This window comes from Paenibacillus elgii NBRC 100335, assembly GCF_004000865.1.
Taxonomy (GTDB): Bacteria; Bacillota; Bacilli; order Paenibacillales; family NBRC-103111; genus Paenibacillus_G; species Paenibacillus_G elgii.
In genome coordinates this window covers 1-13,797 of record NZ_BIMB01000065.1, presented here as the reverse complement: position 1 = coordinate 13,797, position 13,797 = coordinate 1, and the positions used below count along the sequence as shown (strand labels likewise).

At 53.9% G+C, this 13,797-nt stretch carries 17 protein-coding genes, 1 pseudogene and 1 riboswitch; all 18 genes and pseudogenes read left to right on the top strand.

The window, feature by feature from the left end; genetic code table 11:
- Positions 1–37 precede the first annotated feature (37 nt).
- Positions 38–118, top strand: a riboswitch (ZMP/ZTP riboswitch).
- A 99-nt stretch (positions 119–217) separates the two neighbouring features.
- Positions 218–676, top strand: coding sequence for a ribose 5-phosphate isomerase B (gene rpiB / locus PEL01S_RS30450; RefSeq protein WP_010500448.1), 459 nt, complete (start codon positions 218–220; stop codon positions 674–676).
- Between the two features lie 34 nt (positions 677–710).
- A complete protein-coding gene (locus PEL01S_RS30445) occupies positions 711–1,337 on the top strand; it encodes a TIGR01440 family protein (protein ID WP_127462899.1) in 627 nt (208 codons plus the stop codon).
- A gap of 41 nt (positions 1,338–1,378) precedes the next feature.
- Positions 1,379–2,626: a serine hydroxymethyltransferase gene (gene glyA / locus PEL01S_RS30440; RefSeq protein ID WP_063183401.1), complete on the top strand. Its 1,248-nt coding sequence runs from the start codon at positions 1,379–1,381 to the stop codon at positions 2,624–2,626.
- Between the two features lie 233 nt (positions 2,627–2,859).
- Positions 2,860–3,489, top strand: coding sequence for a uracil phosphoribosyltransferase (upp, locus tag PEL01S_RS30435; protein ID WP_063183398.1), 630 nt, complete (start codon positions 2,860–2,862; stop codon positions 3,487–3,489).
- Positions 3,490–3,517: 28 nt separating this feature from the next.
- The gene (wecB, locus tag PEL01S_RS30430) at positions 3,518–4,660 is read left to right on the top strand and encodes a non-hydrolyzing UDP-N-acetylglucosamine 2-epimerase (RefSeq protein WP_063183395.1); all 1,143 of its coding nucleotides are present in this window, start codon (positions 3,518–3,520) and stop codon (positions 4,658–4,660) included.
- Positions 4,661–4,834: 174 nt separating this feature from the next.
- Complete coding sequence (locus tag PEL01S_RS30425) at positions 4,835–5,071, top strand: AtpZ/AtpI family protein (protein ID WP_063183393.1); 237 nt, start codon at positions 4,835–4,837, stop codon at positions 5,069–5,071.
- A complete protein-coding gene (locus PEL01S_RS30420) occupies positions 5,072–5,437 on the top strand; it encodes an ATP synthase subunit I (protein WP_036682796.1) in 366 nt (121 codons plus the stop codon).
- Between the two features lie 26 nt (positions 5,438–5,463).
- A complete protein-coding gene (gene atpB, locus PEL01S_RS30415) occupies positions 5,464–6,234 on the top strand; it encodes a F0F1 ATP synthase subunit A (RefSeq protein ID WP_063183390.1) in 771 nt (256 codons plus the stop codon).
- 85 nt (positions 6,235–6,319) lie between these two features.
- Positions 6,320–6,535 carry a F0F1 ATP synthase subunit C gene (gene atpE / locus PEL01S_RS30410; RefSeq protein ID WP_010500439.1) on the top strand — a complete coding sequence of 72 codons (216 nt, stop codon included), beginning with the start codon at positions 6,320–6,322 and terminating at the stop codon, positions 6,533–6,535.
- Between the two features lie 91 nt (positions 6,536–6,626).
- On the top strand, positions 6,627–7,112 hold the full coding sequence (gene atpF / locus PEL01S_RS30405; RefSeq protein ID WP_063183478.1) for a F0F1 ATP synthase subunit B: 486 nt from the start codon (positions 6,627–6,629) through the stop codon (positions 7,110–7,112).
- Complete coding sequence (locus PEL01S_RS30400) at positions 7,109–7,660, top strand: F0F1 ATP synthase subunit delta (protein ID WP_127462898.1); 552 nt, start codon at positions 7,109–7,111, stop codon at positions 7,658–7,660. Before atpF ends, PEL01S_RS30400 begins: the two co-directional genes overlap by 4 nt.
- 16 nt (positions 7,661–7,676) lie before the next feature.
- On the top strand, positions 7,677–9,191 hold the full coding sequence (gene atpA / locus PEL01S_RS30395) for a F0F1 ATP synthase subunit alpha (RefSeq protein WP_063183387.1): 1,515 nt from the start codon (positions 7,677–7,679) through the stop codon (positions 9,189–9,191).
- A 153-nt stretch (positions 9,192–9,344) separates the two neighbouring features.
- Positions 9,345–10,202 carry an ATP synthase F1 subunit gamma gene (gene atpG, locus PEL01S_RS30390; RefSeq protein ID WP_108535313.1) on the top strand — a complete coding sequence of 286 codons (858 nt, stop codon included), beginning with the start codon at positions 9,345–9,347 and terminating at the stop codon, positions 10,200–10,202.
- Between the two features lie 138 nt (positions 10,203–10,340).
- Positions 10,341–11,747, top strand: a complete 1,407-nt coding sequence (atpD, locus tag PEL01S_RS30385; RefSeq protein ID WP_127462897.1) for a F0F1 ATP synthase subunit beta — start codon at positions 10,341–10,343, stop codon at positions 11,745–11,747.
- A gap of 150 nt (positions 11,748–11,897) precedes the next feature.
- Complete coding sequence (locus PEL01S_RS30380; protein WP_063183379.1) at positions 11,898–12,305, top strand: F0F1 ATP synthase subunit epsilon; 408 nt, start codon at positions 11,898–11,900, stop codon at positions 12,303–12,305.
- 243 nt (positions 12,306–12,548) lie between these two features.
- The gene (locus PEL01S_RS30375; protein ID WP_010500431.1) at positions 12,549–12,914 is read left to right on the top strand and encodes an NADH-quinone oxidoreductase subunit A; all 366 of its coding nucleotides are present in this window, start codon (positions 12,549–12,551) and stop codon (positions 12,912–12,914) included.
- On the top strand, positions 12,899–13,417 hold the full coding sequence (locus PEL01S_RS30370; RefSeq protein WP_010500430.1) for a NuoB/complex I 20 kDa subunit family protein: 519 nt from the start codon (positions 12,899–12,901) through the stop codon (positions 13,415–13,417). The genes PEL01S_RS30375 and PEL01S_RS30370 overlap by 16 nt, the downstream gene beginning before the upstream one ends.
- Positions 13,414–13,797, top strand: a pseudogene (locus PEL01S_RS30365) (hypothetical protein); the annotation flags it as partial. The gene PEL01S_RS30370 and the pseudogene PEL01S_RS30365, both read left to right, overlap by 4 nt.

The window sequence follows — 13,797 nt, the reverse complement described above, 5'->3', positions numbered from 1 at the left end:
GGGCGCAGAATCGGATATGATGAACGTATACATGAAGGAATCCCGGTGTAACTGGCGACGAGTGGGGGCAACCACAGTGGAGCATCGGGACATACGGCCGGTCGCCTGGGCAAAGAGCATCGCAAGCGGACACGCATGCGTCATGCTCTTTTTTCGTTTTTGTCGCAGTTTTGGGTTATAATGAAATCGACATTAGCGAGGAGGCGAATTCACGAAAATGAAAATTGCAATGGGTGCGGATCATGCGGGGTACCGGCTGAAGGACGAGCTGAAGCCTCTGATCGAATCATTGGGACACGAGGTTCAAGATTATGGCTGCAGCTGCGCCGATTCCGTCGATTACCCGGATTATGCGCTGGCAGTGTGCGAGAAAGTGGCTGCGGGTGAAGCGGACAAAGGCATTCTTATCTGCGGGACGGGCATCGGCATGACCATCGCGGCCAACAAAGTGCCGGGTATCCGCTGCGCGCTCGTGCACGATTTGTTTTCCGCCAAAGCGACGCGGGAGCATAACGATTCGAACGTGCTCGCGCTGGGCGAGCGGGTTATCGGCCCGGGGGTTGCGCAGGAAATCGTTAAGATCTGGCTCGAAACCGAGTTTTCGGAAGGCGAACGCCACCGAAATCGGGTGAACAAGGTCAAGGCGCTCGAAGACAAGTACGCCGTACATCCTTAAATTTGCCGCATGGCAGGAAAAGAGGGTGAGATCGATGACCGAACAGCCTAATGTGCAAAGCGGGCAAGCCCCGGCTTCGCCTGTGGCGTCCGTCCGTACGCAAGTCGAAACGATTGTCCGGGAGTTGGTCCAGGCCGGGAAAATCGAACCGGGCCGGCTCATCGTAATCGGGACGAGCACGAGCGAAGTGCTCGGCCGCCATATCGGCACCGGGGGCAGCGAAGTGGTCGCCAGGGAGATCTATGAAGCGGTGGAAGCCGTGAGGGCAGAAGCCGGTTTTTTCCCGGTGTACCAGTGCTGCGAGCATTTGAACCGGGCGCTCGTGATGGAGCGGGAAGCGATGCGGCGGTACGGCTTGGAGCAGGTAAGCGTCATCCCGGTACCGAAGGCCGGCGGCTCCATGGCCTCGTACGCCTACCGGAAGCTGGCCGACGCCGTCGTCGTGGAGACGGTGACAGCACATGCGGGTATCGATATCGGAGGCACGTTGATCGGGATGCACTTGAAGCGCGTAGCCGTACCGGTCCGGCCGTCGATCCGGCAGATCGGCGAGGCGCCCGTGCTGATGGCGGTTACCCGTCCGAAGCTGATCGGCGGAGCCCGCGCCGTTTATACGGCAGAGCCGCCTCGTGGAGAAGAAAGCTGCGATGAACAGTCATAATAACTATAAATCATTTTAACTATGAGGAGGACTTATTCATTATGGAACATTTGCGCAAACAGGACCCGAAAATCGTTGAGGCGATGAACTTGGAGCTCGGCCGTCAACGCGACAAAATCGAGCTGATCGCTTCCGAAAACTTTGTCAGCCAAGCCGTGCTTGAAGCGATGGGTACGGTGTTGACCAACAAATACGCCGAAGGCTACCCGCATAAGCGCTACTATGGCGGCTGCGAATACGTCGACATCGTGGAAGATATCGCCCGCGACCGCGCGAAAGAATTGTTCGGCGCCGAGCATGCGAACGTACAGCCGCACTCCGGTGCGCAGGCGAACATGGCTGTCTATCTTGCAGCGGTGAAGCCTGGCGATACGATTCTCGGCATGAACTTGTCCCACGGCGGTCACTTGACGCACGGCAGCCCGGTGAATGCGTCCGGCATTCTGTACAATTTCGTCGAGTACGGCGTATCCGAGAAAGATGCCCGCATCGATTACGACGACGTCCGCAAAGCGGCGTTCAAGCATAGACCTCGCCTGATCGTAGCTGGCGCAAGCGCGTACTCGCGTACGATCGACTTTGAAGCGCTCGGCAAAATCGCCGAAGACGTCGGCGCGCTCTTCATGGTGGACATGGCGCATATCGCGGGTCTGGTTGCAGCCGGTCTGCATCCGAATCCGGTGCCGCATGCGCACTTCGTCACGACGACGACGCACAAAACGCTCCGCGGTCCGCGCGGCGGTTTGATTTTGTGCCGCAAGCCTTGGGCGGCGGCGATCGATAAAGCGGTCTTCCCGGGCACGCAAGGCGGTCCGCTGATGCACATCATCGCAGCGAAAGCCGTAGCGTTCGGCGAAGCGCTCCAGCCGGAGTTCAAGACGTACGCGCAAAACGTCATCAACAACGCCAAAGCGTTGGCCGAAGCTTTGTCGGCCGAAGGCATCAACATCGTGTCCGGCGGTACGGACAACCACCTGATGCTCATCGACCTGCGCAGCTTGAATATTACGGGGAAAGAAGCCGAGCATCTTCTTGACGAAGTCGGCGTCACCGTTAACAAAAATGCGATCCCGTACGATCCGACCAGCCCGTTCGTGACAAGCGGCATCCGTCTGGGCACACCGGCGGCAACGTCCCGCGGCATGAACGAAGAAGCGATGAAGACGATCGCGAAGATCGTCTCCCTGACCCTGAAAAATCCGTCCGACGCGGCGGTTCATGACAAGGTGCGCGGGATGGTCAAAGACTTGACGGCACAGTTCCCGCTTTATTCGGGGCTTCAATACTAATTCGCTTTTTGCAAAAGAATCGGACCTTCCTTGTGAGGGGCCGGTTCTTTTGTGTTGTGCTCGGAGCCAGGCTTACAGCAGGCCTGCCGCCCTTACCGCGTGCCGATTTTATTGTTCCACGTGGATCATTTTTGTCGAAGCTGCATATTTTTCAGGTGATTTGGGATTACTTCTTATAGTTGTGGTATAATAGACAAGGTTTGGCTTCATAGCGTTAGTAGGGGGAGCAAGGCATGGGAAAAGTATTTGTTTGCGATCATCCGCTGATCCAACATAAGTTAACGTACATACGGGACGAAAATACGACAACGAAAGATTTTCGCGAGCTTGTCGACGAGGTGGCCACGCTGATGGCCTACGAAATCACAAGAGATATTCCGCTGGAGAAGGTGGAGGTGCGCACGCCTGTCACCACGGCGGAAGGCCGGGTAATTTCCGGGCGGATGCTTGGACTTATTCCGATTCTGAGAGCGGGGCTCGGCATGGTGGACGGCGTTCTGAAGCTCGTCCCGGCAGCTAAAGTGGGTCATATCGGATTGTACCGGGACCCGGAAACGATGGAGCCGGTCGAATATTACGCCAAGCTGCCGACGGACGTTACGGAGCGCGAGCTGATTGTGATCGATCCGATGCTGGCCACGGGAGGCTCGGCGAACGCGGCGATCGAGGCGCTCAAGAAGCGCAACTGCACGCAGATCAAGCTGATGTGTTTGATCGCCGCTCCCGAAGGTGTCCAAGCCGTACAGCAGGCGCATCCGGACGTCGATATTTACGTAGCGGCCATCGACGATTATTTGGACGACCACGGCTATATCGTGCCGGGGCTCGGAGACGCGGGCGACCGGTTGTTCGGAACGAAATAAAGTCTTCGGGAAGGGGAAACCGCAAAGCATGAAAAAAACTAAAGTCATTACGATTTTCGGGACAAGACCGGAAGCGATCAAGATGGCTCCGCTGGTGAAAGAGCTGGAGAAGCACCCGGAGCAGATCGAGTCGCTCGTATGCGTTACGGCGCAGCATCGCCAGATGCTTGATCAAGTGCTCGATATTTTCAAAATCAAGCCGGACTACGATCTGGACGTCATGAAGGACCGCCAGACGCTGAACGAAATCACCATTCGCGTGCTGCAGGGACTCGATCCCGTGTTCAAGGAAGAGAAGCCGGACATCATTCTCGTTCACGGCGATACGCTGACGACGTTCCTTGCCAGCTATGCGGCTTTCCTACAGCAGATTCAAGTGGGGCACGTGGAAGCCGGTCTGCGCACGTGGAACAAGCTTTCCCCGTATCCGGAAGAGATGAATCGCCAGCTTACGGGCGTACTGGCCGACATGCATTTTGCGCCGACGAATTGGTCCGCCGGCAACCTGCGCAAGGAAAATAAGCCCGAGAACGCGATCTATGTCACTGGCAACAGCGTGACGGATGTGTTTCAATATACGGTACAGGAGCAGTTCACCCATCCGCTGCTGGAGTGGGCGAAGGGCAAGCGCCTCGTGCTGATGACCGCTCACCGCCGGGAGTCGCAGGGCGAGCCGCATCGGCAAATTTTCCGCGCCGTGCGCAGGCTGGTTGACGAGTTTGAAGATATTGTCATCGTGTATCCGGTGCATCCGAGTCCGGCCGTTAAGGAACCGGCTCACGAGATGCTCGGCGGGCATGACCGGATCAAGCTGGTCGAGCCGTTCGACGTGCTGGAATTCCACAACTTTTACCGGCATGCGCATCTGATTCTGACCGATTCGGGCGGGATGCAGGAGGAAGCTCCTTCGTTCGGCGTACCGGTGCTCGTGCTGCGCGAAACGACCGAGCGGCCGGAAGGCATTGACGCCGGGACGCTCGAGCTGGTGGGGACGGACGAGCAGCATGTGTACGAGCGGGCAAAAGCGCTGCTCAGCGATGAGGCGCTGTATGAGAAAATGAGCCGCTCGGCCAATCCATACGGTGACGGAAAAGCATCCGAACGGATCGTTCAGGCCATCCTTTACCATTTTGGACATACGCCGGACAGGCCGGAACCGTTCCAACCGTGACAATATATTGACAAACGCTACAGCGTACAGTTGCACTGTTTGGTTTGAGGGCCAAAAAAACCTTGATATATCAACGTTTTTGTGAGTTTTGTCATAGAAATCTTGCCAAGTTGCACAATTGACAAAATTGACTTTGCTTCGATAAAATATACTAGGATTGTAGGGTGGCATTCCATGAATGAAAAGGATCCGTACAATCAGCCTTGGCGCGCGGCCGCATTGGTCAGCGCTTTGGGTATCGACATTGTCGTATGCACAACGGTTGGGTATTTCATAGGGAGCTTGGCCGACAAACATTGGGGTGGCGGTACAAAGACTTGGTTGATCGTCGGGGTATTGATTGGTTTTGCAATCGGTATCTTTACGGTCATACTGGTACTAAAACGGTTTCTGGAGGACAAACGGGAATAAATGAAGAACCAGTTAAAGTCTGTTGTTCGTGTTACGCTGTATTTTTTGTCTGCCCTGCTGCTGGTATGGGCCTTCTTGCCGGCTTACCGGACATATGTGTGCGGATTGATGCTCGGCCTGACGGTCAGCCTGATCAACGCCTGGCTTTTGGCCATGAAAATTGAATCGGTTTCCCGGAACGCAAACGAATACATGGGCAAGCGAGTCAATTTGGGAACGGTCTCCAGGATGTGCATGGCGCTAATCGCGGTGATGATCGCCGTGAAGCTGCCGCAATTCAACCTTGTTTTTACCATTATTGGATTATTCTTTGTCCAATTGGTAACACTCCTGATGGGTATATTTTTTAGAAGTAATCAATCGTAGTGCATGGAAAGGAGGGAAATGTTAAAATGCATAAATTTCCGGTATGGCAGCTCGGTGGATTGAACATCGATATCTCCACGTTTCTGGCGATTATCGTCACTTGCGTTATCGTGTTCACTCTGGCCAGGTTGTCCGTAAGAAGCCTGTCCGTCACCAATCCTTCCAAAATGCAAAATTTTCTGGAATGGGTTGTCGAGTTCGTACACGGCATCGTTGCCAGCACCATGCCTTTAAACAGAGTGAAGCCTTTTGTTTCGCTAGGTATGACCTTGATTATGTTTATTTTCGTAGCCAACCTGTTGGGGCTTCCCTTCGGTATCGTGACAACGCATGAGCAACCGCTGACGCTGTTCGGCTATACGATTGTTTCTGAAGAGATGATCAAAAGCGCCCACGGCGGTCACGGAGTTGAGGTTGCTTGGTGGAAATCGCCGACGGCCGACGTTTCCGTAACCTTCGGTTTGGCTGTCATCGTTATCACATTGGTCCACTATCTAGGTCTTAAGCTGAATACGAAGCACTATTTGAAACACTATTTTGAGCCATTCTGGTTCTTCTTCCCTCTAAATTTGATCAAAGAAATCTCCAAGCCTCTGACGCTCGCTTTGCGTTTGTACGCGAACATTTTTGCGGGCGAGGTATTGATCGCCACCATTTTGATGGCTGGTATCTTTGGAACTCCGTTGCTTATCGCATGGCAAGGGTTTAGTATTTTCGTAGGCGCGATTCAGGCGTTCTTGTTCACCGTTCTTACCATGGTTTATATCTCGCAAGCTACCGTGCATGAGGAGCATTAATTTAGATACTCGCCTTCGTGTCGGTCTGCGAATTTAAGGAAATCAAACAAAAAAAATTAGTTATCAGTTGAGGAGGATTTTAACAATGGGATTTTTGGCAGCAGCTTTGGCAATCGGTTTGGGCGCACTTGGCGCAGGTATCGGTAACGGTTTGATCGTCAGCAAAACAGTCGAAGGTATCGCTCGTCAGCCTGAGCTCCGCGGTACGCTTCAAACGACTATGTTTATCGGTGTTGGTATCGTCGAGGTTGTTCCGATCATCGGCGTCGTACTCGGATTCCTGATCTTCTTCGGTGCTTAATTGAATGAAATCGGTTTGGCGCGGAAGGCAAGAGCCATCCACGCCTTCGTTTTGCCTGAAATGACTGAAAGGGGTGGCATAAATGGGTGCTATGGGTTGGCACTGGGAATCTTTTGTATTCGCCATGGTGGCTTTTCTAATCCTCTATTGGCTCTTAAATAAATACGCTTTCGGACCATTGATGGGAATCATGGAAGCGCGCAAGCGCATGCTTGCCGAGCAAATCGAATCTACTGACAAAAATCGCCGTGATGCGGAGCAACTCCTGGCCGAACAAAAGCAAGCGATGCAGGATGTTCGCAAAGAAGCTCACGAGATCATCGAGCAAGCACGCAAAGTAAGCGCCAAGCAAGGCGAAGAAATCGTGGAGCAAGCGAAATCGGAGGCAGCTCGTTTGAAAAACGAAGCGCTTCAGGATATCGAGAGCGAGAAAAACAAAGCGATTGCTGCCGTTCGCGGTCAAGTCAGCGCTTTGTCCGTCATGATCGCTTCCAAAATTATCGAGAAGCAAGTTGACGAGAAGTCCCAGGAAGAGTTGGTTGAACACTACTTGAAAGAAGTAGGGGGCAACCGATGAGCCAGGATCTGATCGCAGCCAAAAGGTACGCCAAGGCATTATTCGATGTTGCTAGGGAGTCCGACCGGGTTGCTCAAGTTGAGCAAGAGCTCGGAAAGGTCATTGCGGTCTTAAACGAGAATCCGGACCTGTTCAAGCTCATCAAGCATCCGGGCATCGAGGCTGATGTAAAGATCGGGTTGATCAAGCAAATCTTCGATGCGGACGTATCTGAAGTCGTTATTAACACGCTGAAGCTGCTCATCCAGCGCCGCCGGGAAGAGACTTTGGAAGCTTTCGCGAAAGCTTACAGCAAAATCGCCAGCGATGCGCTCGGTCAAGCAAGCGCCACCGTATACACGCCGGTGGAACTCAGCGAAGTGGAACTCGGCACGATTGCCGAAACGTTCGGCAAATTAACCGGCAAACAAATCCGTGTGGAATCGGTTCTCGATAAAGGATTGCTCGGCGGCATTCAAGTCCGCATCGGCGACCGTCTGTACGACGGAAGCTTGGCGGGCAAGCTCGAGCGTCTGCACAAAACGTTGAATCAATCTCAAGCACTGTAGATAGGGGTGAGGGAATTTGAGTATCAGACCGGAAGAAATCAGCACGCTGATTAAGCAGCAGATTGAACAATATAAATCCGAGATTCAAGTGGTTGACGTAGGTACGGTTATTCAGGTCGGTGACGGTATCGCCCGTGCGCACGGCTTGGAGAACGTCATGGCAGGCGAACTGCTCGAGTTTCCCAACGGCGTGTTGGGATATGCGTTTAACCTTGAAGAAAGCAACGTAGGTATCGTTATTCTGGGGCCTTACACCGACATCCGCGAAGGCGACCAAGTGAAACGTACCGGCCGCATCATGGAAGTTCCCGTAGGCGAGGAAATGCTGGGCCGCGTCGTGAATCCGCTCGGTCAACCGGTAGACGGCAAAGGTCCGATCAACACAACGAATTTCCGTGCGATCGAATCCCCGGCTCCGGGCGTTATGGCCCGTAAATCGGTTCATGAACCGATGCAAACCGGGATTAAGGCGATTGACGCGATGATTCCTGTCGGCCGCGGTCAGCGGGAGCTTATCATCGGCGACCGTCAAACGGGTAAAACCGCAATCGCCATCGATACGATCATCAACCAAAAAGGCAACGGCGTAAAATGTATTTACGTTGCGATCGGACAAAAGCAATCCACTGTTGTCGGCGTCGTAGAGCAGCTGCGTAAAGCAGGCGCGCTCGAATACACGATCGTGGTTACCGCTTCGGCTTCCGAGCCGTCCCCGATGCTGTGGCTTGCTCCTTACGCAGGCTGCGCGATGGGCGAGTACTTCATGTACAAAGGCGAGCACGTCCTGATCGTTTACGACGACTTGTCCAAACAAGCGGCTGCATACCGCGAGCTGTCCTTGTTGCTTCGCCGTCCTCCGGGCCGGGAAGCTTATCCGGGCGACGTCTTCTATCTGCACTCCCGTTTGCTGGAGCGCGCTGCGAAATTGAACGACGAGCTGGGCGGAGGTTCGATCACCGCGCTGCCGTTTATCGAAACGCAAGCAGGCGACGTATCCGCATATATTCCGACTAACGTAATCTCGATTACGGACGGACAGATCTTCCTGGAGTCCGATCTGTTCTACTCCGGCCAACGTCCGGCGGTTAACGTCGGTATCTCGGTATCCCGGGTAGGCAGCTCCGCACAAACGAAAGCGATGAAAAAAGTTGCCGGTACGCTCCGCGTCGACTTGGCTCAGTACCGTGAGCTTGCCGCATTCGCACAGTTCGGTTCCGACCTGGATAAAGCGACGCAAAGCCGTTTGAACCGCGGCGAGCGCACGCTTGAAATTTTGAAGCAAGGCGTTTACCAGCCGATGGGTCTTGACCGTCAAGTGGCTTCCCTCTTTACGGTTGTCAGAGGCCATCTGGACGATATCCCGGTGAAAGACGTGCTTCGTTTCGAGTCCGAATTCCTGACTTATTTGGACACCAGCCGTCCGGAAATTCTCCAAAGCATCCGCGACACGAAAGACTTGACCGCGGATAACGAGAAAGCATTGACGGACGCGATCGCACAGTTCAAAAGAAGTTTCTCGGTTTCCGAGTAATATATAATTAACCCGGGAATCTGCTGAAGAAACCCGGCGCTCTACGATAAGCCTGAAACAAGCGTTTCGATGAAGGTTCTCCCTTGCGGAAGCATTGGTCGTTCAGGGCCTGCGGAAGCAAGCGGAGAAGCCTCGAAAGAGAGGTGAGCAGGTATGGCAAAAGGGATGCGCGAGATTAAGCGCGCGATCAGATCCAAGCAAAACATGAAACAAATAACCAAGGCCATGGAAATGGTTGCGGCTTCCAAGCTTAGAAGAGCCCAAATGGCGGCGGAGTCCGCCCGTCCTTACGCGGATAAGCTGAAGGAAGTGGTCGGCAGCATCGCTGCGGGAACGAAGGGTGTGAAGCACCCGATGCTCGAAACCCGCGAGGTGAAAAAGACCGGTTATTTGGTCATCACGTCCGACCGCGGTCTGGCCGGCGGTTACAACGCCAACGTGTTGCGGAAGGTGATGTCGGAAATCCGGGAAAAGCACAGCTCTCCTGCCGAATATTCGATCTTCGTGATCGGACGCAAAGGCAGAGACTTCTTCAAGAAGCGGAACGTTCCGATTTTGGAGGAAGTTACCGGACTTTCCGATTCGCCGACGTTCTCGGATATTAAGTCGATTGCGGCTGCAGCGGTAGCTAATTTCGAAAACGGGTCGTATGACCAATTGTTCTTGGTCTACAACCAGTTTAAAAATGCGATGACTCAAATCCCGACCGTCAAACGCCTTCTCCCGATGGAAGACGTATCCGTCGAAACAACAGCAGCCTACGAGTACGAGCCGTCTGCCGAAGGCGTATTGGAAGTGCTCCTTCCCAAGTATGCCGAGACGCTCATATACAGTGCGGTACTGGACGGAAAGGCCAGCGAGTTCGGTGCTAGAATGACGGCGATGAGCAGCGCAACGAAGAACGCGACGAAGATGATCAACGAACTGACGTTGTCTTACAACCGTGCGCGTCAGGCTTCGATCACACAGGAAATTTCCGAGATCGTCGCCGGTGCGAACGCTAACGCCTAGATCGAATCATGGTACGTAATGGCTTTGCCTCCGGCAAAGCTCAGATAAGGCTTACGATGCAGTTTTGCCTACGGCAAAACTTAAGCGAATGCTTACGAAGACAGTTTTGCCATAGGCAAAACTTTGAGGAGGGAAAACATGAGCAAAGGGCGCGTTGTGAATATCACAGGGCCGGTCGTTGACATTGAGTTTGAACGTGGACACCTCCCTGAGATTTTGAATGCCATTAAGATTGAAAAGAAAGCCGAAAAACAAGGCGAGCACGACATCAGCCTGACGGTTGAAGCTGCGGTACACCTTGGCGACAACCTGGTTCGTTGTGTCGCGATGTCTTCCACGGACGGTTTGGTACGCGGTATTGACGCCGTCGATACTGGAGCTCCGATTTCCGTACCGGTAGGTCCGGCTACGCTGGGCCGCGTATTTAACGTGCTTGGTGATCCGATCGACGGAACGACAGAAGTCGACCGTACCAACGTCAGCCCGATTCATAAAGCCGCTCCTGCGTTCGACAACTTGTCGACGAAGGCGGAAATCCTTGAAACGGGAATTAAAGTTATCGACTTGATGGCTCCTTATGCGAAGGGCGGTAAGATCGGTCTCTTCGGCGGTGCAGGCGTAGGTAAAACCGTTACAATGCAGGAGCTTATCCACAACATCGCTCAAGAGCACGGCGGTATCTCCGTATTCGCGGGCGTAGGCGAAAGAACGCGTGAAGGTAACGACCTTTATCACGAGATGAAGGACTCCGGCGTTATCTCGAAAACCGCGATGGTTTTCGGACAGATGAACGAACCGCCGGGTGCGCGTCTTCGCGTGGCATTGTCCGGTTTGACGATGGCGGAATATTTCCGTGACGAAGAAGGCCGCGACGTGCTTCTGTTTATCGACAACATCTTCCGCTTTACCCAAGCGGGCTCCGAGGTTTCCGCATTGCTCGGCCGTATGCCTTCCGCGGTAGGTTACCAGCCGACGCTGGCTACCGAGATGGGTCAGCTGCAAGAGCGGATCACTTCGACGAAAAAAGGTTCCGTTACTTCCATCCAAGCGATTTACGTTCCGGCGGACGACTACACCGACCCGGCTCCGGCAACGGCATTTGCTCACTTGGACGCAACGACGAACCTTGAGCGTAGCATCGCTGCCGCCGGTATTTTCCCTGCGGTAGACCCGCTCGCTTCGTCTTCCCGGATTTTGACGCCGGAAATTCTCGGCGAAGAGCATTACAATGTCGCTCAAGGCGTGAAACGGATTCTTCAGCGCTATAAAGAGCTGCTCGATATAATCGCGATCTTGGGTATGGACGAGTTGTCCGACGAGGACAAACTGGTCGTACTCCGCGCTCGCCGTCTCCGTTTGTTCCTGTCCCAGCCGCTTCACGTGGCCGAGGCGTTCAACGGGATCCCTGGCTTGTACGTGCCGGTTAAAGAAACCGTCCGCAGCTTCAAAGAAATTCTCGAAGGCAAGCACGACCACCTTCCGGAGCCTGCGTTCCACAACGTGGGTACGATTGAAGACGCGATCGAAAAGGCAAAAACGCTGTAATGATATAGAACGCGGCTGAAGCGCCGATTCTGCAAAAGAATCGGGCTTCGGCGGCAAGACTAATGCTTACGATGTGGCTTTCTTACGAAAGCCCAGCTTATGCTTACGAAGTAGTTTGCCCCTAGGCAAACTCTTAGGAGGGGAATCCAAGTGAGCACATTCCTGTTGGAAATCGTCACCCCCGAGCGTAAAGTGTACGCCGAACAGGCGAACATGATTGTCGTAAAGGGCGTTGAAGGGGAGCTTGGAATTCTGCCGAATCACATTCCGCTGGTCACTCCATTACGAATCGCTCCGATTACTGTGAAACTGAAAGGGTCGAAAGACACGGTTATCGCGGTAAACGGCGGTTTTATGGAAGTGCGCAAGGATAAGGTGGTTATACTGGCGGAAAGCGCCGAGCTGCCGGAACAGATCGATGTCGAGCGTGCACAGAAAGCGAAAGAACGGGCGCAAAGTCGATTGTCTCAAGCCAAAAAAGACCATATCGACTTCAAGCGGGCGGAACTCTCTTTGCAGCGTGCAATGAATCGAATTGACGTCTCTGGGAAAAAGTAATAGTTGAACCAAAAAGACGGGGGAACACGGTTCCTCCGTCTTTTTTTCTAGTTATTCCGGTATATTGAACGGATTGTATGGGATTAGGCTTCCCGACTTATGAAGGCATTGTGAAAGTGGATGAAAATGTTAGACACCCCAAATGGCTTTTGTTATAATTGGGAAGGCATAGCATTAACAACTGTCCTGCAAAAGCAAGACGCAGGCGGGACCTAATATAATAAGGGAGGCGGTTCGTTCGCGATGTACATGAACAATTACGTGGTCGTAACGATTTTTCTCTTCTTAGCGGTATTGCTTCCAATTGCAGCGCTTACAATCGGTCGCTGGCTCCGTCCCTACAAACCGGTGGAGGAAAAGTATACGACTTATGAAAGCGGTAACGAGCCGGTAGGTACGGGTCATGTCCGTTTCAACATCCGGTATTACCTCTTCGCGCTGATGTTTGTCATCTTCGATGTGGAAACTGTATTTTTGTACCCATGGGCCGTTGCGTATAAGCAATTAGGCTTGTTTGCGCTTGTAGAGATGTGCATATTTGTTGGCTTGCTGGTCATAGGCTTACTTTACGCTTGGAAGAAGAAGGTGCTGCAATGGACTTCAATTTAGAGAGCATTACGCCGGAGGAACGGCAGGAGCTTGAGCGCAACGTATTCATGACGACGTTGGAGCAGGTGAAGGCGTGGGCCCGCAGCAACTCGCTGTGGCCGTTGACTTTCGGACTTGCTTGCTGTGCCATCGAAATGATGGGCACGGGCGCGTCCCATTACGATTTGGACCGTTTCGGCGTTATTTTCCGGACGTCCCCGCGCCAGTCGGATGTGATGATCGTCGCCGGTACGGTGACGAAGAAGATGGCCCCTCTCTTGAGGCGCTTGTACGAGCAGATGCCGGAGCCGAAGTGGGTCATTGCGATGGGCTCCTGTGCCACGGCAGGCGGCCCGTATGTGAAATCGTACGCGGTAGTGAAGGGCGTTGACCAAGTTGTTCCGGTCGATGTATATATTCCCGGCTGTCCGCCGAATCCGGCCGCCCTGATCTACGGCATCAACAAGCTGCAGGAAAAAATCCGCTATGAAGCGAAAACCGGTAAGCAGGTGACCAATCGATGAGCGAGGAGCAAAAGCGAGAGAAAGCTGATGCGGCCGCTGCCGAAGAGCAGAAGCAAGCGAAAGCGGACGCCAGCGCGAACCCGTCGGGCGATCAAGCGGAAGCCGCTTCCAGCGAGCAGACGACGGCGGACGAGAATACGAAAGCGAACGCAGGCGAGCCGTCTGCGAGCGATAGAGTGAAAGCGGGTGCAGCCGGCGAGCCGGCGAGCGATACGGCGAAAGCTAGCGTAAGCCAAGCGTCCGCCGGGGAAGCGGTTGCAAGCGAGGACGCTCCCGCGAAGCGCGGCGCAGAGGCGGACAGCGGCGGTGCGAAAGCCGCTGGCGGCGAAGCGCCCGAGGCGAAGCCCGCTCCCGCGGCGGCGCCGATGAGCGGCGAGCCG

Coding starts and splice junctions, on each gene's coding strand:
- rpiB (WP_010500448.1), top strand. CDS start 218: ATGAAAATTGCAATGGGTGCGGATCATGCGGGGTACCGGCTGAAGGAC.
- PEL01S_RS30445 (WP_127462899.1), top strand. CDS start 711: ATGACCGAACAGCCTAATGTGCAAAGCGGGCAAGCCCCGGCTTCGCCT.
- glyA (WP_063183401.1), top strand. CDS start 1,379: ATGGAACATTTGCGCAAACAGGACCCGAAAATCGTTGAGGCGATGAAC.
- upp (WP_063183398.1), top strand. CDS start 2,860: ATGGGAAAAGTATTTGTTTGCGATCATCCGCTGATCCAACATAAGTTA.
- wecB (WP_063183395.1), top strand. CDS start 3,518: ATGAAAAAAACTAAAGTCATTACGATTTTCGGGACAAGACCGGAAGCG.
- PEL01S_RS30425 (WP_063183393.1), top strand. CDS start 4,835: ATGAATGAAAAGGATCCGTACAATCAGCCTTGGCGCGCGGCCGCATTG.
- PEL01S_RS30420 (WP_036682796.1), top strand. CDS start 5,072: ATGAAGAACCAGTTAAAGTCTGTTGTTCGTGTTACGCTGTATTTTTTG.
- atpB (WP_063183390.1), top strand. CDS start 5,464: ATGCATAAATTTCCGGTATGGCAGCTCGGTGGATTGAACATCGATATC.
- atpE (WP_010500439.1), top strand. CDS start 6,320: ATGGGATTTTTGGCAGCAGCTTTGGCAATCGGTTTGGGCGCACTTGGC.
- atpF (WP_063183478.1), top strand. CDS start 6,627: ATGGGTTGGCACTGGGAATCTTTTGTATTCGCCATGGTGGCTTTTCTA.
- PEL01S_RS30400 (WP_127462898.1), top strand. CDS start 7,109: ATGAGCCAGGATCTGATCGCAGCCAAAAGGTACGCCAAGGCATTATTC.
- atpG (WP_108535313.1), top strand. CDS start 9,345: ATGGCAAAAGGGATGCGCGAGATTAAGCGCGCGATCAGATCCAAGCAA.
- atpD (WP_127462897.1), top strand. CDS start 10,341: ATGAGCAAAGGGCGCGTTGTGAATATCACAGGGCCGGTCGTTGACATT.
- PEL01S_RS30375 (WP_010500431.1), top strand. CDS start 12,549: ATGTACATGAACAATTACGTGGTCGTAACGATTTTTCTCTTCTTAGCG.
- PEL01S_RS30370 (WP_010500430.1), top strand. CDS start 12,899: ATGGACTTCAATTTAGAGAGCATTACGCCGGAGGAACGGCAGGAGCTT.